The organism is Pseudomonas capeferrum (assembly GCF_013523055.1).
GTDB classification, from domain to species: Bacteria; Pseudomonadota; Gammaproteobacteria; order Pseudomonadales; family Pseudomonadaceae; genus Aquipseudomonas; species Aquipseudomonas capeferrum_A.
This window is the reverse complement of sequence record NZ_JAAMQM010000006.1, coordinates 174,374-196,379: the sequence shown is the minus strand read 5'-3', so window position 1 is coordinate 196,379 and position 22,006 is coordinate 174,374. Positions and strand designations below refer to the sequence as shown.

Sequence of the window (22,006 nt, the reverse complement as noted above, 5' to 3'; positions counted from 1 at the left end):
GCGACTCGCCCCGTTCTTCGTTTCAGGTCAGGCAGGTGCGCGGTTGGCCTGGATGGCGGTGAGGGCGATGGTGTGGACGATATCGTCGACCTGGGCGCCACGCGGCAAGTCGTTGACCGGCTTGCGCAGCCCTTGCAGCATCGGGCCGAGGCTTACACAGTCGGCGCTGCGCTGCACGGCCTTGTGGGCGGTGTTGCCAGTGTTGAGATCGGGGAAGACGAACACCGTGGCGCGCCCTGCCACCGGACTGTCGGGTGCCAGCTGACGAGCGATGTCGGGATTGGCGGCCGCGTCGTACTGCAACGGACCGTCGATCTGCAACTCGCGCCCGGCCTTCTGCGCCAGCAGGGTCGCTTCGCGGACTTTCTCGACCTCCTCGCCGCTGGCGGCCGAACCGCTCGAATAGCCGATCATCGCCACGCGCGGAACAATGCCGAAGGCCTGCGCCGAGTCGGCACTCTGCCGGGCGATCTCCGCCAGCTCCGCAGCGCTTGGATGCGGGTTCATCACGCAGTCGCCGTACACCAGCACCTGCTCCGGGAAGAGCATGAAGAACACCGACGATACCAGGCTGCTTCCCGGCGCGGTCTTGATCAGCTGCAAGGCAGGGCGAATGGTGTTGGCGGTGGAATGCACCAAGCCGGAAACCAGGCCATCGACTTCGTCGAGGGCGAGCATCATGGTGCCGATCACCACCGGGTCTTCCAACTGCTGTTCAGCCATTGGCGCGTTCAGGCTCTTGCTCTTGCGCAGGCCGACCATGGGTTCGATGTAGCGGCTGCGAATCAGATCCGGGTCGAGGATTTCCAGGTCTTCGGGCAGGGTGATGCCCTGGGCGCGGGCCACGGCATGGACCTCTTCGGGTTTGGCCAGCAGCACGCAGCGGGCGATGCCGCGCGCCTGGCAGATCGCCGCGGCCTGCACGGTCAGCGGTTCGGCGCCCTCGGGCAGGACGATACGCTTGTTCGCTTGCTGCGCGCGCTGGATCAACTGGTAGCGGAACACGGCCGGAGACAGGCGCAGCTCGCGCGGTGTGCCGCAGCGCCGGTGCAGCCAATCGGCATCCAGGTGGCTGGCGACGAAGTCAGTGATGACTTCCGCGCGCTCACGATCGTCCACCGGGATTTCCCGGTTGAGCTGGTTGAGCTGGTTGGCGGTGTCATAGGAGCCGGTGCTCACCGAGAGAATGGGCAGGCCGGCCTGCAATGCACCGCGACAGAGTTCGAGAATGCGCGGGTCGGGCTTGCTGTCGCTGGTCAGCAGCAACCCGGCCAGAGGTACGCCGTTGATGGCGGCAAGGCTGACAGCCAGGATGATGTCGTCGCGGTCGCCCGGCGTGACCACCAGGGTACCAGGCTTGAGCAGCGGCACTGTATTGGCCACCGTGCGGGCGCAGATGATGATCTTGTTCATGCGCCGTTGTTCGTAGTCGCCGGCATTGAGCACCTGTGCCCCCAGCAGATCGGCCACATCACGAGTTCGAGGAGCATTCAAGTCGGCCTGCCAGGGTATGCAACCGAGCAGCCGGAAATCGTCGCCACGCAGCAGCGGCGAGTGCTCGCGCAGGCGCGTGGCGAACTCGAGCATGCTTTCTTCGGTGCGCACCTTGTTGAGGATGACCCCGAGTACCTTGGGGTCGCGCGGGCCACCGTACAGCTGGGCCTGCAGCTCGACGCGCCCGGAGAGTTCGCTGAGCACCTCGTTCTCGGGCGCCGAGACCAGGATGACTTCGGCATCGAGGCTCTTGGCCAGGTGCAGGTTGACCCGTGCCGCGTAGCTGGCATGACGGGTCGGTACCATGCCCTCGACCACCACCACGTCCTTGCCGACACATGCCTGCTGATACAGGTTGATGATCTCTTCGAGCAGTTCGTCCAGTTGGCCGTCGCCGAGCATGCGCTCGACATGGCCCAGGCTCAGCGGCGTCGGCGGCTTGATGCCGTGTGTGCGAGCGACCAGTTCGGTAGAGCGTTCAGGCCCGGTATCGCCTGGGTGCGGCTGGGCGATGGGCTTGAAGAAGCCGACCTTCAGGCCGGCTCGTTCGAGGGTACGGACCAGGCCCAGGCTGATGGAAGTCAAGCCCACGCCAAAGTCGGTTGGCGCGATGAAAAATGTCTGCATGCGTCCTTCCTGGATAAACGGTGCGAAGGTCAATTGCCAAGGGTAGCGCTATCGACACCCTGCGCGCACCAGCCACACGCAAATGGCTGGCCGATACGTTCGTCGCGCTGGCGCGGGTCGAGTACCCAGGGCCGCGCCTGCCAAGGCGGCTGATGGCGCAGGTGCTGCGTATGGCCGCACGACAGCTCCACCACCCAATGCCCTTCCGCGTCCCGATGGAAGCCCTGCACCCGACTGACGGGCCGCGCATTCTCGGAGGCGCGTTCGCATTCAGGCGATGCCTTGGTTACACTTGTCCGCTCTACATTCTTTTGCAAAGGTCTCGCCCCATGCTGATCGCCGCCAACAAGGCTGTCTCCATCGACTATACCCTGACCAACGACGCGGGGGAGGTCATCGACAGCTCCGCCGGTGGTGCGCCGCTGGTTTACCTGCAAGGTGCCGCCAATATCATCCCAGGCCTGGAAAAGGCGCTGGAAGGCAAGCAGGTTGGTGACGAGCTGGATGTCACCATCGAGCCTGAAGAAGCCTACGGCGAGTACCTGGCGGAACTGGTCAGCACCCTGAACCGCAGCATGTTCGAGGGCGTCGACCAGCTGGAAGTGGGCATGCAGTTCCATGCTTCCGCTCCCGATGGCCAGATGCAGATCGTCACCATCCGCGACCTCGACGGCGACGACGTGACCGTCGACGGCAACCACCCTCTGGCTGGACAGCGCCTGAACTTCAAGGTCAAGGTCGTCGACGTGCGTGATGCCAGCGAAGAAGAGATCACTCACCGTCACATCCACGGCGAAGGTGGCCATCACCACTGATCCTTCTGCGCTAAGCTCAGAGGGTCGCCAGGCGCTCGGGCAAGCCGGACTCGCTCTCACCTGAGAGTGGACGGCTTGGCCGCGCGCCTTTTTAGTGGGCGGGTTTTCGTCCGCTGCGACAACCGTGAACCTGAGAGGGGAGTTCAACATGAGTGCATTTCACGACCTGACATTACAGGCGTTGAACGGTGGAGAACTGCCATTGGCTCCGTTCAAGGGCCAAGTGGTGCTGGTGGTCAACGTTGCCTCGAAGTGCGGTCTGACGCCGCAATACAAAGCGCTGGAAAAGCTCTACCAGTCGTACCGGGACAAGGGATTCAACGTGCTGGGCCTGCCCTGCAACCAATTCGCGGGTCAGGAACCGGGCAGCGACAAGGAGATCGAGGATTTCTGCAGCCTGACTTATGGCGTCAGCTTCCCGATGGCCGGCAAACTGGAAGTCAACGGGCCACACCGGCATTCGCTGTACCGTCTGCTGGCGGGCGAGGGCGCGGAGTTTCCCGGTGACATCACCTGGAATTTCGAGAAGTTCCTGGTCGGCAAGGATGGTCGGGTCCTCGCGCGCTTCGCGCCGCGAACCGCGCCGGATGACTCGACGGTAGTGCACGCCATCGAGAAGGCCCTGGCCTGATCCTTGTTCACGCGTGGGCAGTCGCTTGCCCACGCGGTACCGTTCTACCCACGCGGGGATGTTGCTTCCGGCTTGATCGAGAGAGGACTGTTCTCTGAACGCTCGACCAGCGCGCCGTTATTTCGCGCCGCGCTGTACAAGTGTCCTTCGAACTGCTCGATAATGGCCGACCAGCCCTGGCGGCTGGCATGCCGCCTGGCATTGAGCCGCACCGTACGCAAGGTTTCGTCCTCTGCCAGCAACCAGCTCGCTGCGTCGATGAACGCCGCCTGATCTCCCGGCATGGCCAAGGCTCCGCTGTGTCCATGGCGGATGTGCTGGGCCGCGGCCGCTTCGTCATAGGCCACCACGCCCAGCCCTGACGCAAGGGCTTCCAGTACCACGTTGCCAAAAGTCTCGGTCAGGCTGGGAAACAGGAACAGGTCGCCACTGGCGTAATGTTCGGCCAGCGCTTCGCCGCGCTGCGCGCCGCAGAATACGGCACCGGGCAGTTGCTGCTGGAGCGCGCCGCGCTGAGGACCATCGCCGACGATGATCAGACGCATGTGTCGCTGCGGGTAAGTAGCACGCAGGGTATCGAAGCAGAGGCGCAGCAGGCCGAGGTTCTTTTCCGCGGCAAGGCGTCCGACGTGGATCAAGGCGATATCGTCCGGCCCCAGTCCCCATTGATCGCGCAAGGCCTGGCTACGTCGAGACGGGTTGAACAGGCAGGCATCGACCCCGCGCGCCATCAACGTCAGACGCTCGAAGCCGCGACGCTCCAGTTCCAGGCGTTGGCTGGTGCTTGGCACCAGCGTCATGGCGGTCCGCCGGTGGAACCAGCGCAGGTAATGGGTCAGCGCGCGGGTCAGGAACCCCAGCCCGTATTGTCCGAAATATTGCGTAAAATTGGTGTGAAAGCCACTCACCACGGCAATTCCCAGGCGTCTCGCGGCACGCAGCGCATTGAGCCCCAGCGGGCCCTCGGTGGCGATGTAGAGCACGTCCGGCCTGTGCCGTTGCCAGCGCCGCAGCAGCGTATGCATCGAGACCTCGCCCCATTGCAGACCAGGGTAGCCTGGCAACGACCAGCCCCGGCAAAGCAGCAGCGCATCGCTGTCGCTCTCGCCACGTTCGTGCGCCTGGCGTGGCCGCACCAGTTCGACCTCGTGCCCTCGCAGGCGCAGGCCATCGCTGAGGCGGCCAAGGGTATTGGCCACGCCGTTGATTTCGGGTGGGAAGGTTTCACTGACCAGGGTGATACGCAGGGACGGTATGCTCATGGGAAAAGTCTCCGCCGGCCGGATTGCGATCCAGTGACAAAAGCATGACGTCCTTGTGATCTTTACCGGTCGTCACACGGGTGATCTATCCTCCCAATGGTGTTCAAGAACCCCGTGCCATCAGCCGATGTAGCGGTATCGAATGACGGGTCACGCTCTGGGAGAGCGGCAATGTTCAACAACAGATTGAAGAAAGAAAACCAGCAACTGCGCGAAGACCTTCTCTGCTTGCAACAGGTCAAGTGTAGTCTAGACAGCGAAATGCTGGTCCTGCAGCTTGACCCCCAAGGACGCATCGAGGCGGCCAACGAGAATTTCGAAAAGGAAATGCTCTACCGGGCTGACCAGTTGATCGGCCGAAATATCGAGGACATCGTTCCCGCGCACGTCAGGAAACTGGACTTTCATCAGCGCCTGAGCACGGCCCTCACCCAGGGTAAGCACCTCAACGGTGCCGTCCGGCTTCTGCGCGGTGATGGCCGGGAGGCCTGGCTACGGTCGATCCTGCAGCCGGTCAAGAACACCAATGGGCGGATCAAGTACTTTACCCTGCACTCCAGTGACCTGACCCGTACCATCGAGACTTCTCGAGAGCATGAAAGCCTGATCAAGGCCCTGATGCGCTCGACGGCGGTGATCGAGTTCAATCTCCAGGGCGATGTGCTGACGGCGAACGATCGTTTCCTGCGCACCATGGGCTACACCCTGGAGCAAATACGCGGCAAGCATCATCGCATTTTCTGCGACGCCGCCGAGACCTCGTCACCGGGCTACCAAACATTCTGGGACAAACTGCGCCGGGGTGAATTCGTTGTCGACCGCTTCAAGCGCATCGATGCCCATGGTCGTACCGTCTGGCTCGAGGCCTCCTACAACCCGATCATCGATGCCCATGACAGGCTCTACAAGGTAGTCAAGTTCGCCACCGTGGTGACTGACCAGGTCGATCAGGAAGAGGCAGTGGCGCATGCCGCGGACATTGCCTATTCCACTTCGCTCGACACCGATGCCAGTGCCCGCAAGGCCACGGACGTGGTCACGCAAAGCGTCGAGGTCATGCGTGAGCTGGAAAGGTGCATGCAGCAGGCGGCCGAGGGTATCCAGGCATTGGACCGGCAGTCCAAGGTGATCGGTTCGATCATCAAGACCATCAGCGATATCGCCGGGCAGACCAACCTGCTGGCGCTCAACGCCGCGATCGAGGCCGCGCGTGCCGGCGAGCAGGGACGCGGATTCGCGGTGGTCGCCGACGAGGTACGTCAACTGGCCTCGCGCACCAGTGCCGCTACCGAGGAAATCGCGCGGGTGGTGCAGCAGAACGAACAGTTGGCCCAGGCAGCCGTGGACATCATCGACGACAGCAAGCGCCAGGCCGAGCAGGGCCTGGCGCTGGCCGGGGAAACCGGCACGGTCATCGGCGAAATTCAGGAAGGCGCACAGAAAGTGGTCGATGCGGTGGGCAGGTTTTCCAGCCAGTTGAGCCATTGACGCAGGAGCCCGTGCCTGCCGCGCATCAGGCGTGGCAGGCAAGGGATGGGCTTATTTCTTCTCGCGCACCCAGAACAGCGTCGCCCCGGCTACAGCCGCGGGCATCATCACGATATTGACGAAGGGCACCATCAGCGCCAGGTAGGTGATGCCGCCAAAGCCCAGGCTCTGCCAGCGTTTCTGGCGCAACCAGGCGAGCATGTCCTGCCAGCTCATCTTGTTGTTGTCCGCCGGGTAGTCGATGTACTGGATGGCCATCATCCAGATACCGAAGATCAGCCACAGCGGCGCGGCGATGACGTTGACCACGGGGATGAATGAAAGAATGAACAAGCCCAGGGCGCGTGGCAGGAAATAGCCTAGCTTGCGCATTTCCCGACTCAACGTACGTGGCACCATGGCGAACAGCTCGCCCCAATGGAAAGCGGGAAAGTTGTCTTCACCGCGTACCACTACCTCGACTTTCTCGGCGAGAAACCCATTGAAGGGTGCGGCGATGATGTTGGCGACCAGGGTGAAGGTGAAGAACACCATGAGCACTACCAGCGCCATGAACAACGGCCAGAGAATCCAGGTGAGGAAGCTTAGCCAGTCCGGCAGGCTCGGCATCAAGGTGTCGACCCAGACGCTAAACTGGTGACCGGCAAAATAGATCAGGCCGCCGAACAGCAGCAGATTGATTGCCAGCGGCAGCAGGACGAACAAGCGCAGGCCGGGGCTCAGGACCAGTTTCAATCCTTCGCGCAGGTATTGGGGGCCAGACAGGGCAGGGGCTTGCATCGAGGAGCTCCAGGACAGGGAAACGCGCTGACCTTACCGGGAATAACCAGCGGGCGAAAGCTTGGGACCATGGTCGATACCGCAGGTAACAAAGCTGATGTTTCGAGCTTGCGCATTCGAACGAGTAGATAGAGCGTGGCTATAAGGTGGATTGTCGAAGGATATTTCCTTAATCTCTGCCTCCTCGCTACAGTGCGCACATCTTCTAAACGCCTTCGAATCCTGACTTTCAAGGAGTCTCCATGAGCATTCTGGTCAACAAGCAAGCCCCCGACTTCGACGCCCCCGCCGTACTGGGCGATGGTTCGATCGTCGACAGCTTCAAGTTCTCCTCGCTGCGTGGCAAGTACGTGGTGCTGTTCTTCTGGCCGCTGGACTTCACCTTTGTCTGCCCGTCGGAAATCATTGCCCACAACAACCGCATGGACAAGTTCCGCGAACTGGGCGTGGAAGTGGTCGGCGTCTCGATCGACTCGCAGTTCACTCACTACGCCTGGCGCAGCACGCCGGTCGAGCAGGGCGGTATCGGCCCGGTCGAGTTCACCATGGTTGCCGACGTCAAGCATGAAATCACTCGCGCCTACGGTATCGAGCACGATGAAGGTGTCGCATTGCGTGCTTCCTTCCTGATCGACCAGCAGGGTGTCGTTCAGCACCAGGTGGTCAACAACCTCCCCCTGGGCCGTGAAGTCGACGAGATGATTCGTCTGGTCGAGGCGCTGCAATTCACCGAGCAGCACGGCGAAGTCTGCCCGGCCGGCTGGCGCAAGGGCCAGAAAGGCATGAAGGCCGACGCCAAGGGCGTCGCCGATTACCTGGCCGAGAACGCCACGAACCTGTAAGGCAGATTCACGTTTTCCGGACCCGCGCGTAGTAGCCGTTCAACCGTGCTGCGTGGGTCCTTTTTCTTTCCAGCCGGCGTTGCCGGTTTACCGATGATGGCCTGTACGGACCATCTCGACAGGAGTCCATCATGTCTGAAGTACGCCATTCGCGAGTGATCATTCTTGGTTCCGGCCCTGCCGGCTACAGCGCCGCGGTCTATGCCGCGCGTGCCAACCTCAAGCCGCTGCTGATCACCGGCATGCAGGCTGGTGGCCAGCTCACCACCACCACCGAAGTCGACAACTGGCCGGGCGACCCCCATGGCCTGACCGGCCCGGCCCTCATGCAGCGCATGCAAGAACACGCCGAGCGCTTCGAGACCGAGATCGTCTTCGATCACATCAATGCGGTCGACCTGGCGCAGAAGCCTTACACCCTGCGCGGCGACAGCGGCACCTATACCTGCGACGCGCTGATCGTGGCCACCGGGGCCAGCGCCCGCTACCTGGGCCTGCCGTCCGAAGAGGCGTTCATGGGCAAGGGCGTCTCCGCCTGCGCTACCTGCGACGGGTTCTTCTACCGCAACAAGCCGGTCGCCGTGGTCGGGGGTGGTAACACTGCTGTGGAAGAGGCCCTGTACCTGGCCAACATCGCCAGCAAGGTGACCTTGATCCACCGTCGTGAAACCTTCCGCGCCGAGAAGATCCTGATCGACAAGCTGAACGCACGTGTCGCCGAAGGCAAGATCGAGCTCAAGCTCAACGCTACCCTGGACGAAGTACTGGGCGACAACATGGGCGTGACCGGCGCGCGTTTGAAGAACAACGACGGCAGCAGCGACGAGATCAAGGTAGACGGCGTCTTCATCGCCATCGGCCATACGCCGAACACGTCGTTGTTCGAGGGCCAGCTGACCCTGAAGGACGGCTACCTGGTAGTCAGCGGCAGCCGTGAAGGCAACGCTACGGCTACCAACGTCGAAGGCGTGTTCGCCGCTGGCGACGTCGCCGACCACGTCTACCGCCAGGCCATCACCTCGGCCGGCGCCGGCTGCATGGCGGCCCTGGACGTCGAGCGTTACCTGGACGGCCTGCAGAACGCTTCGTTCTGATGTCGGACTTCGGTGGCCTGGCCTGGATGTACAGGGCCATGCCACCGAGGTCGCTTGGATGGGCACTGCTTGCCAGATTTTCTAAAGATGATCGAGCGGTGCCGATGGCGGGTGTGAAGTGCCGGTTCGGTGTAATGCTGTTCACTCAACACCGTATTGATTTTCTTGGGCCGCTGCACGGCCCATTGCAGGCGGTCCAGCGTGCCGGCAAGCCAGCGCTCACAGTACAACGCTAACTCATTGATGTAGCGAGATCCTGTGGGAGCGGGCTTGCCCGCGAACACCGGCGAGGCCGGTGCCATACACTGCGGTGCCTGCTTCGCGGGCAAGCCCGCTCCCACAAGGTCCTGCTACATCAATGAGTTAGCGTTTGTACTGTGAGCGTTGGCTTGCCGGCACGCCGGACCCTGCGAAGGGCCGCGCAGCGGCCCTAGAATCTCAAGGATGTTGCTTGACCGAACAGCATTACCTTTTACAGGCTTAACCGCATCGACAGATCCACCGCCTTCACATCCTTGGTCATCGCTCCGATCGAAATGTAGTCGACTCCCGTCTGGGCAATCACCAGCAGGGTGGATTCATTGACCCCGCCGCTGGCTTCCAGCTTCGCCTTGCCCGCCGTGAGGCGTACCGCTTCACGCATATCGTCCAGGCTCAACTCGTCGAGCATGATGATGTCCGCCCCACCGGCCAGGGCGGCGCGTAGTTCATCCAGGCTCTCCACCTCGATCTCCACCGGCTTGCCAGGGGCGATGCGATGCGCGGCGGCGATAGCTTCGGCGATACCGCCACAGGCCGCGATATGGTTTTCCTTGATCAGGAACGCATCGTACAGACCGATCCGGTGGTTGTCGCACCCGCCGCAGGTCACCGCGTACTTCTGCGCGAGACGCAGGCCGGGAAGCGTCTTGCGAGTATCGAGCAAGCGCACCTGGGTTTCTGCCACAAGATCGGCCAGAAAGCGCGCGCGGGTCGCCACCCCTGACATCAGTTGCAGGAAGTTCAACGCCGCCCGCTCGCCGCTCAGCAGGGATCGCGCCGGGCCCTCGAGGTGAAACAGCGGCTGGTCTGCCCGAGCCCGATCACCGTCGATCACTCGCCAATGTACCGCCACGCGTGGATCGAGCTGGCGGAACACCGCATCCACCCAGGCAGTACCGCTGATCACGCAATCCTCGCGGGTGATGATGGTTGCCTTGGCCAGGCGCTCGGCGGGAATCAGCTGGGCAGTGATATCGCCGCTGCCGATGTCCTCCAGCAGCGCGCGGCGCACGTTGGCTTCGATTTCGGCGGTCAGGTCGGCGAGACGTAGGTTCGGCATGGTGCGCTCCACAAGCTAGTTGCCGGCGATTATAGGGCAGGGGGGCGGAGTGTACAGCTGTCGTGATGCTGACCTTTGATCAGGACGTGGAACCGTTTTGCCAATCGCAAGGTCTCAACGCAGCGTTTAGAAGTAGCTCAAGAAAGCAGGACTTTTCGTCGAAGTCGATATCCCATTGTTCATCATCATAGTCCTGATGATTCCGTCCCGGTCGTGGGACACCAGCCAAGGAGATCAGGATGTTCAACGAAGGCAAGGTCGTGCCTCTTGCGGGACGTCTGGACGCCTCCTTGCCTGGCTTGCCGGTCATGTTCCTGCAAGTGCGCGACAAGGCCGCACTGCAGTTGCGCCAAGGCTTGCGCGCCCTGTTCGACAATGCTGACGACACGCTCTTCGAAATGTCCGACAAAGCAACCGGCAGCCATGAGCAGAATCTTCTGTTCGAAGCCATGCGCGCCCTGCGGCTCAAGCGCAAGCACATCGAAAGCAGCTTCCTGGATTCCTTTTACGAATCCTTCGCGCGAATCGGCCAGACGGATACGCGACCGCATGCCGCAACCCGCACGGTCGACAGCGTGCGTGATCAGGATCATCTCGAGCGCGCCATCGCGGTCGAGAGCATGGTTGACCGGACCCTGTCACGTCATGGTTTCCCGTTCCAGCAGTTGAACCTGCGGTTCGAAGCCCTGCTCGACCGGCCACTGGACGAACAGCGCAACCCGCTTGGTCCGGCGTCTCTGTGCGGCTATTTCCTGCAGGCGGCGGAGCGTGACCTGGGAGTGAGCCTGAAGGTCAAGCTGATCCTGCTCAAGTTGTTCGAACGCTATGTATTGCGAGATATCGACCTGCTCTATGGAGAAGCCAACCAGATGCTCATCGTGGCAGGTGTATTGCCCGATCTGAAGTTGATCCCTTGCCGCCGCGCCGACGACCGCCGCCGTGCCGGCCAACGCGCGCCGGCCAACCAGATGGTCATCGACGAGCCCCGTAAGAGCGGTGCCAGCCAGGCGTTCATCGACGCGGTACAGCCGCTCCTGGCGCCCTCGCGCACAGGTGGTGCCGACAAGGCGAGTCAGCTGATCGGCACGGCCGACCTGTTGCGCCTGCTTTCGCATCTGCAGCAGCGCGTGCCCAGCAACGACGAGGCGGGCTACTTCGATCCGCGCCAGCAGTTGGACCATCTGCTGGCACGGGTCAGCGCTCGCAGCAATACCCGTCGGCGAGTCGCCCAGGCCGACGCAGACGTGATCACCCTGGTTGGGCTGGTGTTCGATTACATCCGCAACGACGACAACCTGCCGCCGGCGCTGCGCATCCTGATCGCGCGATTGCATATCCCCATGCTCAAGGTGGCGTTGCTCGACAAAGGATTCTTCAGCCGCGCCAGTCATCCCGCGCGGCGTTTGCTCAATGAAATCGCTGCCGCCACCCTGGGGTGGGATGACGCTTGGGATGGGCATGGCGAGCGCCATGCGGATAGCCTCTACCTGCGCATCGAGCGCGTGGTACAGCGCTTGCTCAATGACTTCACCGACGACGCCGGCCTTTTCAAGGACCTGCTCGCCGACTTCATGGCATTCAGTGAAGAGGAGCGCCGGCGCAACGACTTGCTCGAACAACGCACCCGCGATGCCGAAGAGGGGCGTGCCCGCGCGCTGCAAGCGCGCTTGGGCGTCCAGCACGAATTGAACCAGCGCTTGCAGGGGCGGACCTTGCCCAAGGCGGTCGTGGATATGCTGTTGCAAGGCTGGAGCCAGGTGCTGCTGCTGGCCTGGCTCAAGCACGGGGACGCCTCGCAAGCCTGGTCTCAGGCGTTGCAGACCATGGATACCTTGCTGGGCAGTATCGAACCCCACCGCGAGCCTTGCTCGCAGGCCCGTCTGCTGGCGCAGGTACCGGATCTGCTCAAGGCGCTACGCGACGGCCTGGCCGGCATAGCGATGGATTCGGTTGCCACGCGTGATTTCTTCCTGCAGTTGGAGAAGCTGCACATGAGGGCCTTGGCGGGTCACGACCTCGCTGGCGAGGCTCGGGACGATGCCTTGACCCCGGTTCCGGTACTCGACCAGGTGGTGCTCGCCCTGCCCGAAGAGAACGCCTGTGGCCCGCTGCTCGATCTCGACGACCAGGCCTCGACACTGGATGCGCTGGAGCGCCTGCGCGTGGGAACCTGGGTGGAGCTCGTCGAAGATGGCGAGATCCGACGCTGCAAGCTGATCGCTCGGGACGATGACGCGCAGCGCTTTGTTTTCGTGAATCGCAGTGGCATCGATGTGCGCCGCTGGAATCAATGCGGCTTGATCATGGCCCTGCGACATGGCGAATTGCGCCTGCTCGATGACGGCCCGGTCTTCGATCGCGCCTTGCAATCGGTGCTCGATCGTCTACGCCGCCAGCAAGCGCATTGAGTTCGATTTCAACAGGTAGAGCCCTTCTTCCGGTTCTCGATGCAAGCGTCACGGTCACGCGGCATACTGGCCTCCTTACCCCGTGTCACAGGATATGACCATGCGACTGAACCGCGCCACAGGCTGGTTCACCGGTATTACCCATTGCCCTTCGCCGAACTTCAACGACCGTCCGGAAGGCGAAAGCATTTCGCTGCTGGTGATCCATAACATCAGCCTGCCACCGGCGTGTTTCGGGACCGGCAAGGTCCAGGAGTTCTTTCGGAACCGCCTGGACCCCGCCGAACATCCTTATTTCGAAAGCATCTGTCACCTGACCGTGTCAGCGCACCTGTTCGTCGAGCGCGATGGCGCCGCCACCCAGTTCGTGTCGCTGTTGGACCGCGCGTGGCATGCCGGCGTGTCCTGCTTCGAGGACCGCGAAGGGTGTAACGACTTCTCCATCGGCATCGAACTCGAAGGTACCGACGATCAGCCCTACACCGACGCCCAGTACGCCATGTTGGAGCGGCTGACCCGCGCCATTCGCGCAGCCTGGCCCGACATCGGCCCGGCGCGTATCTGCGGACACAGCGACATCGCTCCGACGCGCAAGACCGACCCAGGCCCGGCATTCGATTGGTCGCGCTATCGCGCTGCCCTGCAGAACGAAGAGGATAACGTATGAGCTTCCTGGTGCTGGTATTGGTGCTCTGGATCGAAAAGTTTTCTGCCTTGCGCCGTCGTGTCCAGCGTGACGGTCCGTTCCTGGGCGAACTGGCACGCCTGGAGCGCAGAGGTCGGGTTCACCCCTGGTGGGCCCTGGCCATCCTGGTGCTCGCGCCAGTGCTGCTACTGTCCTTGCTGCTGCATGTGCTGGAGCCAGTGGCCTATGGTCTGCTCGCCCTGCCAGTGCATCTGGGGGTACTGATCTACAGCCTTGGTCGAGGCGATGCCCGGGCCGCGTTGGGTCCGCTGCGTGATGCCTGGCGGCGTGGCGACGAACAGGCGGCGCTGCATGTGGCGGAGCGTGATCTGGGGATAGTCGACGATCAACCTCAAGCCTTGCTGATCAAGATCCAGGGTGATCTGCTGTGGCAGGCGTACCAGGGCTTCTTTGCGGTGATCTTCTGGTATGTACTGCTCGGCCCGGCCGCGGCGCTCGCCTACCGGCTACTTGCCTTGTGCGTCGACAATGGCCGCCAGCCAGCGTTGATCGAGCGTGCCGGAATGTTGCGCCATGCCATGGACTGGCTGCCGGTGCGAGTGCTGGCGCTGAGCTTCGCCCTGGTCGGCAATTTTGTCGCGGTTACCCGCATCATGCTTCACGAACTGCTGAGCTGGAGCATCGAGGCACGGCAGCTGGTAGCCCGGGTCGGACGGATCGCCGACGACATTCCTGACGACGAGACGGGCCAACAAAGCCTGGCTCGGCTGGACAGCTTGTGGGAGTTGGTCCTGCGGGCAACGGTGCTGTGGTACGCCTGCTTCGCGCTGTGGACCGTGCTGGTGTAAGCGTACAGCCTACTACCAGCCGAACAGATCACAGGCATTGCGTGTGCTGGCCTCGGCCAGTTGTTGCGGCGTGACACCCATCACGCCTGCCAGCGCCTCGGCGATCTCGGGCAGATGCTCAGGGCTGTTGCGCTGGCCAGCGAACATGGCAGGGGCCATGTCGGGGGCATCGGTCTCGAGAACGATGCTTTCCAGCGGTAGGCGTGGCAAGGTCCTGCGCAGGCGCAGCGCCTGCGGCCAGGTCGCGGCACCGCCAAGGCCAAGTCGAAAACCCAGCTTGATGTACTCGCGCGCCTCTTCATAGCTACCGGAAAAGGCATGGATGATGCCCGCACGTGGGAGCTTGAAACGCTTGAGCGTGGCGATCACCCGAGCATGGCCACGGCGTACGTGGAGCAGGGCGGGCAACTCGAAGTCGGCAGCCAGCGCCAGTTGCGCTTCGAACAGCGCCTGCTGGGCCTGGGGGTCCGCGTCGGGAATGTAGTAGTCCAGCCCGAATTCGCCCACCGCGCACAGCTGGGGTTCACCGCGAAGGCGCTCGAGCCACTGGCGCAGCTCCACCAGGTGCTCGGGGCGATGTTGCTCGAGATAGACCGGATGCAGGCCCAGCGCGGCATACAGGCACGGATCGCTGCGCACCAGATCCCAGACGCGCTGCCAGTTTTCCTGATAGACGCCCAACACCACCATGCGCTCCACGCCCCGCGCTCGGGCATCGCTCAGCAACCGGTCCCGGTCGCCATCGAACTCCGGAAAGTCCAGGTGCGTATGGGTATCGATCAGGCGCATGGTCAGGCCACGCTGATACGTTGCTTGAAGGTACGATCGATCGCGTGCACACCCGGCTGATAGCGCTTGTCCTCGATGGCAGCCAGCGCCAGCTCCAGTGCGGTGGCGGCGATCAGACCGTGTTGCTGAGCCATGGCGTTGACCGGCAGGGGCAGGAAATCGAGCAACTGGTTGTCGCCAAAAGTGCCCAGGCGCAGGCTGCGCGAACCTTCCGGATGTGCCTGGAGCACATCGAACACGCCTTGCAGCAGCACATAGGAAGTGGTGACCAGCGCATCCGGCAATCCGCCCAGCTCATCGATCAGCTGTTGCATCAGGTGCTGGCCGCATTCGCGGCTGAAGGCTTCGCCATGATAACGGCTGACGTGCCCTGAAAAACGCTGCAAAGCCTGGTCGAAGCCGCCAGCGCGAGCCTGGCTGACACTCAGTTCGGGACGAGCGCCGAGCAGCGCGATGCGCTTGGGCGCGGTGGCCAGCAGGCTGTGTGCCAATTGCTCGCTGGCATGCTGGTCGTCGCTGATCACCGAGCAGAAATAGCGGGGGTCCAGACGCCGGTCGATGGCGATGATCGGCAGGCCGTTGTCCTGCAGTTCGCGGTAACTGTCATCCTCCGGCGGCAGGCAGCTGGCCACGAAAAGGGCATCGCAGCGACGTGCGCGGAAAAGCGTCTGCAACTGCCGCTCGCTTTCGGGCTGGTCGTCGCTGCTGGCGATCAGCAACTGATAGCCACGAGCGCGGGCACGTTGCTCGAGCTGCTTGGCCAGGCGCGCATAGCTGGGGTTTTCCAGATCCGGAAGAATGAACCCCAGGGTACGGGTGTAGCGGCTTCGCAAGCCGGCAGCCTGAGGGTTGGGGGTAAAGCCATGCGCCTCGACCACCGCGCGTACGCGCTCGACGGTGCTGTTGCTGATGCGCTGCTGTTCGGCCTTGCCATTGATGACATAACTGGCAGTGGTCACGGACACACCGGCCAGACGGGCGATATCGCTGAGTTTCACCGAGTTTTCCTTGTTGTTACCAGAGCTGGCTGTAGAGCCTCCTGGAGCGCTGCTCATTTCAGCATTTGCCGCCAGTGCCGGCCCTTTCGCGGGTAAACCCGCTCCCACTGCTTCGCGCCGATCAGAAAACAAGCGTATTGGCTGGCGCCGACCGGTGGGAGTGGGTTTACCCGCGAAAGGGCCAGCACTGGCACTATAGATCTCGAGCAAACACCATTACGACCAACTGGGCTTTTTCAACACCAGATTATCGAGTAACGTGCCTGCCTGTTAAGATTAATCGTTTCAGCAGGCTATTTCTTGCCGTGAGTTTCTGCCTGCCGCGAACCGTTGTACTGGTTCTTCCCAGAAATTTCACAACAATACCTCAGTACCTACCTTGGTACTGCAAAGGAGAAGGTCATGCTCGAGCTCGCCAGAGAGCAGATAGCCATGGGCCAGGTTGCCGCCGACAAGAGCGCTGCACTGCGCCTGCTGGCGGACCAGTTGGTCGCTGATGGATTGGTTGCCGAAGGCTACCTGCGAGGTCTCCAGGACCGTGAGACGCAAGGCTCGACCTTCCTCGGCCAAGGCATCGCCATCCCCCATGGAACGCCCCAGACCCGCGATCTGGTCTACGCCACCGGTGTGCGCTTGCTGCAATTCCCCGAGGGTGTGGACTGGGGTGATGGTCAGATCGTCTACCTGGCCATCGGCATCGCCGCGCGTTCCGACGAGCACTTGCGTCTGCTGCAGCTGCTGACCCGCGCGCTGGGTGAAACCGACCTGGCCGAAGCCCTGCGCCGCGCGAGCTCGGCCGATGCGCTGCTCAAGCTCTTGCAGAGTGCCCCCCAGGAACTGGCATTGGATGCGCAACTGGTCGGTCTGAACGTCGCGGCCGATGATTTCGACGAACTGGCCTGGCGTGGCGCGCGTCTGCTGCAACGCGCCCAGTGCGTGGACAACGGATTCGCCGCCGTACTGCAGCAGTCCGATCCGCTGCCGCTGGGTGAAGGGTTGTGGTGGCTGCACAGCGAGCGCCAGGTACGTCAGCCGGGCCTGGCCTTCGTGACCCCTCAGCAGCCGCTACGCTACCGCGACCAACCGCTCAACGGACTGTTCTGCCTGGCCAGCCTGGGTGCCGCCCATCAGGCCTTGCTCGAACGGCTCTGCGAAGTGCTCATCGAGGGCCGTGGCCAGGCGCTCTATCAGGCGACCAATAGCCGCGCCGTGCTCGAAGTATTGGGTGGAGAAGTCCCGGCCGACTGGCCAAGCGCGCGTATCGTCCTGGCCAACCCCCATGGCCTGCACGCGCGACCGGCCAAGATCCTGGCCCAGTTGGCCAAGGGTTTTACCGGCGAGATCCATGTGCGCGTGGTCGACGGTATCCAGCCCGCGGTGTCGGTGAAGAGCCTGAGCAAGCTACTCAGCCTCGGCGCTCGGCGCGGCCAGGTGCTGGAACTGATCGCCGAGCCCTCGATTGCCGGTGATGCGCTGCCGGTACTGCTGTCTGCCATCGAGCAAGGCCTTGGCGAAGAGGTCGAACCGGTGGCCGCGCCCACCGCGCCCACCGCGATCCCCGAGACGCCCGCGCAAATCCTGGTCGCGCCGCCTGCCGGGAGCAGGATCCAGGGCGTCGGCGCGTCGCCAGGCATCGCCTGCGGACCTGCGCATATACAGGTCCAGCGCGCTATCGAATACCCCCTGCGCGGCGAATCCCCCGCGCGTGAGCGGCTCAAGCTGCAACAGGCACTCGAGGGTGTGAATGGCGAGCTGCAGGCGTTGGTGCAACGCAGCGACAAGGCCATTGGCGAAATCTTCATCACACACCAGGAAATGCTCGCCGACCCTGCGTTGAGCGATGATGTCGAGCAACGTCTGCTCCAGGGAGAGTCCGCGGCAGCGGCCTGGATGGCCGTGATCGAAGCGGCGGCGAGCCAGCAGGAAGCGCTCAAGGATGCTCTGTTGGCCGAGCGCGCGGCGGACCTGCGCGATGTCGGACGCCGAGTGCTGGCCCAGCTGTGCGGTGTCCAGGAGATCGCCGAGCCGCAGCAGCCCTATGTCCTGGTCATGGCCGAAGTCGGCCCTTCCGACGTGGCCCGGCTCGACCCCGCGCGCGTTGCCGGGATCGTTACCGCCCACGGCGGCGCCACGGCGCATAGCGCAATCGTCGCGCGTGCCTTGGGCATACCGGCGGTGGTCGGCGCGGGCGCGGCGGTACTGTTGCTCGACGCCGGAACCCCTCTGTTGCTCGACGGCCAGCGTGGCCGGATCAGCGTCGCGCCTGCCGCGGATGAACTCCATCAGGCCCTCGCCGAGCGCGACCGGCGCGAAGCACGGCTGCAGGCTGCCTGGGCCAATCGCCTGGAACCTGCGATCACGCGTGACGGGCACGCCGTCGAGGTCTTTGCCAACATCGGTGAAAGCACTGGCATCGACAAGGTCGTCGACCAGGGCGCCGAAGGTGTAGGCCTGCTGCGTACCGAACTGATCTTCATGGCCCACCAACAGACACCGGACGTGGCGACCCAGGAGGCCGAGTACCGACGTGTGCTTGACGGCCTCGCCGGACGCCCGCTGGTCGTACGCACGCTCGATGTCGGTGGCGACAAGCCCTTGTCCTATTGGCCGATCGCCCAGGAAGAAAACCCGTTTCTGGGAGTGCGTGGCGTGCGCCTGACCCTGCAGCGTCCGCAGGTCATGGAAGATCAGCTGCGCGCTTTGTTGCGCGCCGCGGACGATCGCCCTCTGCGAATCATGTTTCCGATGGTTGGACAGATCCACGAGTGGCGTGAAGCGAAGGCCATGGTCGAGCGTCTGCGCCAGGAGATCCCGGTCAGCGATCTGCAAGTGGGCATCATGGTCGAAGTGCCTTCGGCGGCCTTGCTGGCGCCTCGACTGGCACGCGAAGTGGACTTCTTCAGCATCGGCACCAATGACCTGACCCAGTACACCCTGGCCATCGACCGCGGCCATCCGAGCCTTTCGGCCCAGGCCGACGGCCTGCATCCGGCGGTGCTCCAGCTGATCGACATGACCGTGCGTGCCGCCCACGCCGAAGGCAAATGGGTCGGCGTCTGCGGCGAGCTGGCTGCCGACCCTCAGGCGGTCGCGGTGTTGCTGGGCCTGGACGTCGACGAACTGAGCGTATCGGCGCGCAGCATCGCCGAGGTCAAGGCACTGGTCCGTGGCATCGATCATCCTACCGCTCGCGTCCTGGCGCGCGAAGCCTTGCAGCAAGACAGCGCCGATGCGGTCCGCGCGCTGGTGGAGAACTACTGATGGCCAAGATCCTTACCCTGACCCTCAACCCGGCGCTGGATGTCACCGTCAGCCTGGACGTGCTGCGGGCCGGGCATGTCAATCGCGCTCAGGCGCAGCACCGCCACGCGGCCGGCAAGGGTCTGAACGTGGCCCAGGTGCTGGCTGATCTGGGCCACGCCATCACGGTCGGCGGCTTCCTGGGGCTGGACAACCCGCAATCGTTCGAGGCGTTGATCGAGCATCGAGGTTTTACCGACTGTTTCATTCGTGTCCCGGGTGAAACCCGGAGCAACTACAAGCTGGTCGAGTGCGATGGCCGGGTAACCGATATCAATGGTCAGGGTCTTGAAGTCGATGAGGCCGCACAGAACGCTTTGCTGCGACGACTGGAACAGGTCGCCGTCGGCCATGACGCCGTTGTAGTGGCAGGCAGTCTTCCTCGCGGTATCAGCCCACAATGGCTGCGCACCTTGCTGCTGCAGCTCAAGGAGCAAGGCCTCAAGGTGGCCCTGGACACCAGTGGCGAGGCCTTGCGGGTCGGCTTGGAAGCCGCGCCCTGGTTGATCAAGCCCAATACCGAGGAACTGGGCGAGGTCCTCGGCCAGCCGCTGACCGCGCGCGCCGATCAACGCGCCGCCGCCGTACGCTTGCTGGCCAAGGGCGTGGGCCATGTCGTGCTGTCGCAGGGCGAGCAGGGCGTGAGCTGGTTTGCCGACAACCTGGCATTGCATGCCTTGCCCCCCAAGGTCCGGGTGGGCAGTACGGTGGGCGCCGGCGACTCGCTGCTGGCAGGCATGGTCCATGGCCTGCTGCAGAATGAGCCCCCCGCGCAGACCCTGCGCCGCGCCACGGCGATTGCCGCCCAGGCAGTGACGCAGCTCGGCTTCGGCATCCATGACCGCGAACAGCTGGCGCAACTGGAAGCAGGCGTGCAACTGACAGAAGAACAAGAGGGTTGCCAATGAACATTGCCATTGTCACGGCCTGTCCCAATGGCCAGGTTTCCAGTGTGCTCAGTGCGCGCCTGTTGTCGGCCGCGGCCCAGCGCCGCGGCTGGGGTACCTGCGTCGAAGTGCAGGACCAGGCGCATCCGGAACGACGCCTGAGCATTGCCGAGATCGAAGCGGCGGACTGGGTGCTGGTGATCAGCACCGGTCCGGTCGACCTGTCGCGCTTTGTCGGCAAGCGGGTCTACCAGAGCACCCCGTCCCAGGCCTTGGCCGATCGGGAAAGCTTCCTGGAAGAGGCGGCGATCAACGCGCGGGTGCTGGAAAGCGCCACGCCGATCTCGGACGCCGCACCCGCCACTGCCCCTAGGATCGTTGCGGTGACCGCTTGTCCCACGGGGGTCGCGCATACGTTCATGGCCGCAGAAGCACTGCAACAGGCGGCCAAGCAACTGGGCTACCAGTTCAGCGTGGAGACCCAGGGCTCGGTCGGAGCGCGCAACCCGCTGTCGGCCGAAGCCATTGCGGACGCCGATGTCGTGCTCCTGGCCGCCGACATCGAGGTACCTACCGCGCGCTTCGCCGGCAAGCGCATCTATCGTTGCAAGACCGGTATCGCCCTTAAACAGGCCCCGGCGATGTTGGACAAGGCCCTTGCCGAGGGCAAGGTCGAGCAGACCGGATCCGCGGCCGCCGACGCTTCGAGCAGTACCGAAAAGGCGGGTGTCTACAAGCATTTGCTGACAGGCGTGTCCTTCATGCTACCCATGGTCGTGGCAGGTGGTCTGTTGATCGCCCTGGCCTATGTCTTCGGCATCGATGCCTACAAGGAAGCCGGCAGCCTGCCGGCGGCGTTGCGACAGATTGGCGTGGATGCGGCGTTCCAGTTGATGGTGCCGTTGCTGGCGGGCTACATCGCCTGGTCGATCGCGGATCGCCCTGGCCTGGCGCCGGGCATGATCGGCGGCATGCTGGCGGGTGTCCTGGGCGCAGGATTCATCGGAGGCATCGTGGCTGGTTTCCTGGCGGGCTACAGCGCCAAGGCGATCATCCGCTGGGTACGATTGCCCGCCAGCCTGGAGTCACTCAAGCCGATCCTGATCATCCCCTTGCTGGCGAGCCTGTTCACCGGGCTGGTCATGATCTACGTGGTGGGCCAACCGGTGGCGGCCATGCTCCAAGGCCTGACCGTGTTCCTCGACAGCATGGGCACCACCAACGCGCTCCTGCTGGGCCTGCTGTTGGGCGCGATGATGTGCGTGGATCTCGGCGGGCCGGTAAACAAGGCGGCGTACGCGTTTTCGGTCGGCTTGCTGGCATCGTCCAGCTATGCGCCGATGGCGGCGACCATGGCCGCCGGCATGGTGCCGCCGATCGGCCTGGGCATCGCCACCTTCCTGGCACGTCGCAAGTTCGCCCAGAGCGAGCGAGAGGCGGGCAAGGCCGCGCTTGTGCTGGGCATGTGCTTCATCTCTGAAGGAGCGATTCCGTTCGCCGCCAAGGACCCGCTGCGGGTCATCCCGGCCAGCGTCGCCGGTGGCGCGTTGACCGGCGCCCTGTCGATGTACTTCGGCTGCAAGCTGGTGTCGCCCCATGGCGGCTTCTTCGTGCTGCTCATCCCCAATGCCATCAACCATGCCTTGCCGTACTTGCTGGCCATCGTTGCCGGCAGTCTGCTGACGGCAGTGATCTACGCCGTGATCAAGCGTAGCGAGCAGGTCGAGATGGTAGTGGCTCCCGCCAAAGGGTAGGACACACAGTCATGGAACTGGC

17 protein-coding genes and 2 pseudogenes are annotated in these 22,006 nt (G+C 63.4%); 12 read left to right on the top strand and 7 right to left on the bottom strand.

What is annotated here, in order from left to right; genetic code table 11:
* Positions 1 to 27: 27 nt before the first annotated feature.
* The gene (gene pta / locus G7009_RS09145; protein ID WP_181129672.1) at positions 28 to 2,121 is read right to left on the bottom strand and encodes a phosphate acetyltransferase; all 2,094 of its coding nucleotides are present in this window, start codon (positions 2,119 to 2,121) and stop codon (positions 28 to 30) included.
* Between the two features lie 29 nt (positions 2,122 to 2,150).
* Positions 2,151 to 2,482 (bottom strand): annotated as a pseudogene (locus G7009_RS09140) (DUF3565 domain-containing protein).
* Between G7009_RS09140 and G7009_RS09135 the strand changes: the two are divergent.
* Both G7009_RS09135 and G7009_RS09130 read left to right on the top strand, forming a co-directional pair.
* Positions 2,451 to 2,936: an FKBP-type peptidyl-prolyl cis-trans isomerase gene (locus G7009_RS09135; protein ID WP_181129670.1), complete on the top strand. Its 486-nt coding sequence runs from the start codon at positions 2,451 to 2,453 to the stop codon at positions 2,934 to 2,936. The pseudogene G7009_RS09140 and the gene G7009_RS09135 sit on opposite strands and share 32 nt — an antisense overlap.
* Positions 2,937 to 3,084: 148 nt before the next feature.
* Positions 3,085 to 3,567, top strand: a complete 483-nt coding sequence (locus G7009_RS09130) for a glutathione peroxidase (RefSeq protein WP_181129669.1) — start codon at positions 3,085 to 3,087, stop codon at positions 3,565 to 3,567.
* Positions 3,568 to 3,611: 44 nt separating this feature from the next.
* Here the strand turns inward: G7009_RS09130 and G7009_RS09125 are convergent, their stop codons facing one another.
* Positions 3,612 to 4,829, bottom strand: coding sequence for a glycosyltransferase family 4 protein (locus G7009_RS09125; protein ID WP_181129668.1), 1,218 nt, complete (start codon positions 4,827 to 4,829; stop codon positions 3,612 to 3,614).
* 96 nt (positions 4,830 to 4,925) lie between these two features.
* Here G7009_RS09125 and G7009_RS28340 point away from each other — a divergent pair.
* Both G7009_RS28340 and G7009_RS28335 read left to right on the top strand, forming a co-directional pair.
* A pseudogene (locus tag G7009_RS28340) lies at positions 4,926 to 5,777 on the top strand (PAS domain-containing protein); the annotation flags it as partial.
* 108 nt (positions 5,778 to 5,885) lie between these two features.
* Positions 5,886 to 6,317 carry a methyl-accepting chemotaxis protein gene (locus G7009_RS28335; RefSeq protein WP_445677109.1) on the top strand — a complete coding sequence of 144 codons (432 nt, stop codon included), beginning with the start codon at positions 5,886 to 5,888 and terminating at the stop codon, positions 6,315 to 6,317.
* A gap of 51 nt (positions 6,318 to 6,368) precedes the next feature.
* Here G7009_RS28335 and cysZ read toward each other — a convergent pair whose 3' ends face one another.
* Positions 6,369 to 7,097, bottom strand: coding sequence for a sulfate transporter CysZ (cysZ, locus tag G7009_RS09115; protein ID WP_181129666.1), 729 nt, complete (start codon positions 7,095 to 7,097; stop codon positions 6,369 to 6,371).
* A 242-nt stretch (positions 7,098 to 7,339) separates the two neighbouring features.
* On the opposite strand from cysZ, the gene G7009_RS09110 reads away from it, so the two are divergent.
* Together G7009_RS09110 and trxB are read left to right on the top strand one after the other, a co-directional pair.
* Positions 7,340 to 7,939: a peroxiredoxin gene (locus G7009_RS09110; RefSeq protein WP_181129665.1), complete on the top strand. Its 600-nt coding sequence runs from the start codon at positions 7,340 to 7,342 to the stop codon at positions 7,937 to 7,939.
* Between the two features lie 131 nt (positions 7,940 to 8,070).
* A complete protein-coding gene (gene trxB, locus G7009_RS09105) occupies positions 8,071 to 9,033 on the top strand; it encodes a thioredoxin-disulfide reductase (RefSeq protein WP_181129664.1) in 963 nt (320 codons plus the stop codon).
* A gap of 472 nt (positions 9,034 to 9,505) precedes the next feature.
* Here the strand turns inward: trxB and nadC are convergent, their stop codons facing one another.
* The gene (nadC, locus tag G7009_RS09100; protein WP_181129663.1) at positions 9,506 to 10,354 is read right to left on the bottom strand and encodes a carboxylating nicotinate-nucleotide diphosphorylase; all 849 of its coding nucleotides are present in this window, start codon (positions 10,352 to 10,354) and stop codon (positions 9,506 to 9,508) included.
* Between the two features lie 239 nt (positions 10,355 to 10,593).
* Between nadC and G7009_RS09095 the strand changes: the two genes are divergently transcribed.
* The 3 genes from G7009_RS09095 to ampE all read left to right on the top strand — a co-directional run bounded on the left by G7009_RS09095 (position 10,594) and on the right by ampE (position 14,256).
* Positions 10,594 to 12,762, top strand: coding sequence for a DUF1631 domain-containing protein (locus G7009_RS09095; protein WP_181129662.1), 2,169 nt, complete (start codon positions 10,594 to 10,596; stop codon positions 12,760 to 12,762).
* 100 nt (positions 12,763 to 12,862) lie between these two features.
* Positions 12,863 to 13,429: a 1,6-anhydro-N-acetylmuramyl-L-alanine amidase AmpD gene (ampD, locus tag G7009_RS09090; RefSeq protein ID WP_181129661.1), complete on the top strand. Its 567-nt coding sequence runs from the start codon at positions 12,863 to 12,865 to the stop codon at positions 13,427 to 13,429.
* Entirely contained in the window at positions 13,426 to 14,256 is an 831-nt protein-coding gene (gene ampE, locus G7009_RS09085) for a regulatory signaling modulator protein AmpE (RefSeq protein WP_181129660.1), read from the top strand. Before ampD ends, ampE begins: the two co-directional genes overlap by 4 nt.
* Positions 14,257 to 14,268: 12 nt before the next feature.
* Here the strand turns inward: ampE and G7009_RS09080 are convergent, their stop codons facing one another.
* Both G7009_RS09080 and cra read right to left on the bottom strand, forming a co-directional pair.
* The gene (locus G7009_RS09080; RefSeq protein WP_181129659.1) at positions 14,269 to 15,045 is read right to left on the bottom strand and encodes a TatD family hydrolase; all 777 of its coding nucleotides are present in this window, start codon (positions 15,043 to 15,045) and stop codon (positions 14,269 to 14,271) included.
* 2 nt (positions 15,046 to 15,047) lie between these two features.
* Positions 15,048 to 16,043 carry a catabolite repressor/activator gene (gene cra, locus G7009_RS09075; RefSeq protein ID WP_181129658.1) on the bottom strand — a complete coding sequence of 332 codons (996 nt, stop codon included), beginning with the start codon at positions 16,041 to 16,043 and terminating at the stop codon, positions 15,048 to 15,050.
* A 402-nt stretch (positions 16,044 to 16,445) separates the two neighbouring features.
* Between cra and ptsP the strand changes: the two genes are divergently transcribed.
* Genes ptsP through G7009_RS09060 form a run of 3 tightly spaced genes read left to right on the top strand, consistent with a single transcriptional unit; the run spans position 16,446 to position 21,984 of the window.
* Positions 16,446 to 19,304, top strand: a complete 2,859-nt coding sequence (gene ptsP / locus G7009_RS09070; protein ID WP_181129657.1) for a phosphoenolpyruvate--protein phosphotransferase — start codon at positions 16,446 to 16,448, stop codon at positions 19,302 to 19,304.
* Positions 19,304 to 20,251 carry a 1-phosphofructokinase gene (gene pfkB, locus G7009_RS09065; protein ID WP_181129656.1) on the top strand — a complete coding sequence of 316 codons (948 nt, stop codon included), beginning with the start codon at positions 19,304 to 19,306 and terminating at the stop codon, positions 20,249 to 20,251. Before ptsP ends, pfkB begins: the two co-directional genes overlap by 1 nt.
* Entirely contained in the window at positions 20,248 to 21,984 is a 1,737-nt protein-coding gene (locus G7009_RS09060) for a PTS fructose-like transporter subunit IIB (RefSeq protein ID WP_181129655.1), read from the top strand. The genes pfkB and G7009_RS09060 overlap by 4 nt, the downstream gene beginning before the upstream one ends.
* Positions 21,985 to 22,006 lie beyond the last annotated feature (22 nt).

Coding starts and splice junctions, on each gene's coding strand:
- pta (WP_181129672.1), bottom strand. CDS start 2,121: ATGCAGACATTTTTCATCGCGCCAACCGACTTTGGCGTGGGCTTGACT.
- G7009_RS09135 (WP_181129670.1), top strand. CDS start 2,451: ATGCTGATCGCCGCCAACAAGGCTGTCTCCATCGACTATACCCTGACC.
- G7009_RS09130 (WP_181129669.1), top strand. CDS start 3,085: ATGAGTGCATTTCACGACCTGACATTACAGGCGTTGAACGGTGGAGAA.
- G7009_RS09125 (WP_181129668.1), bottom strand. CDS start 4,829: ATGAGCATACCGTCCCTGCGTATCACCCTGGTCAGTGAAACCTTCCCA.
- G7009_RS28335 (WP_445677109.1), top strand. CDS start 5,886: ATGCGTGAGCTGGAAAGGTGCATGCAGCAGGCGGCCGAGGGTATCCAG.
- cysZ (WP_181129666.1), bottom strand. CDS start 7,097: ATGCAAGCCCCTGCCCTGTCTGGCCCCCAATACCTGCGCGAAGGATTG.
- G7009_RS09110 (WP_181129665.1), top strand. CDS start 7,340: ATGAGCATTCTGGTCAACAAGCAAGCCCCCGACTTCGACGCCCCCGCC.
- trxB (WP_181129664.1), top strand. CDS start 8,071: ATGTCTGAAGTACGCCATTCGCGAGTGATCATTCTTGGTTCCGGCCCT.
- nadC (WP_181129663.1), bottom strand. CDS start 10,354: ATGCCGAACCTACGTCTCGCCGACCTGACCGCCGAAATCGAAGCCAAC.
- G7009_RS09095 (WP_181129662.1), top strand. CDS start 10,594: ATGTTCAACGAAGGCAAGGTCGTGCCTCTTGCGGGACGTCTGGACGCC.
- ampD (WP_181129661.1), top strand. CDS start 12,863: ATGCGACTGAACCGCGCCACAGGCTGGTTCACCGGTATTACCCATTGC.
- ampE (WP_181129660.1), top strand. CDS start 13,426: ATGAGCTTCCTGGTGCTGGTATTGGTGCTCTGGATCGAAAAGTTTTCT.
- G7009_RS09080 (WP_181129659.1), bottom strand. CDS start 15,045: ATGCGCCTGATCGATACCCATACGCACCTGGACTTTCCGGAGTTCGAT.
- ptsP (WP_181129657.1), top strand. CDS start 16,446: ATGCTCGAGCTCGCCAGAGAGCAGATAGCCATGGGCCAGGTTGCCGCC.
- pfkB (WP_181129656.1), top strand. CDS start 19,304: ATGGCCAAGATCCTTACCCTGACCCTCAACCCGGCGCTGGATGTCACC.
- G7009_RS09060 (WP_181129655.1), top strand. CDS start 20,248: ATGAACATTGCCATTGTCACGGCCTGTCCCAATGGCCAGGTTTCCAGT.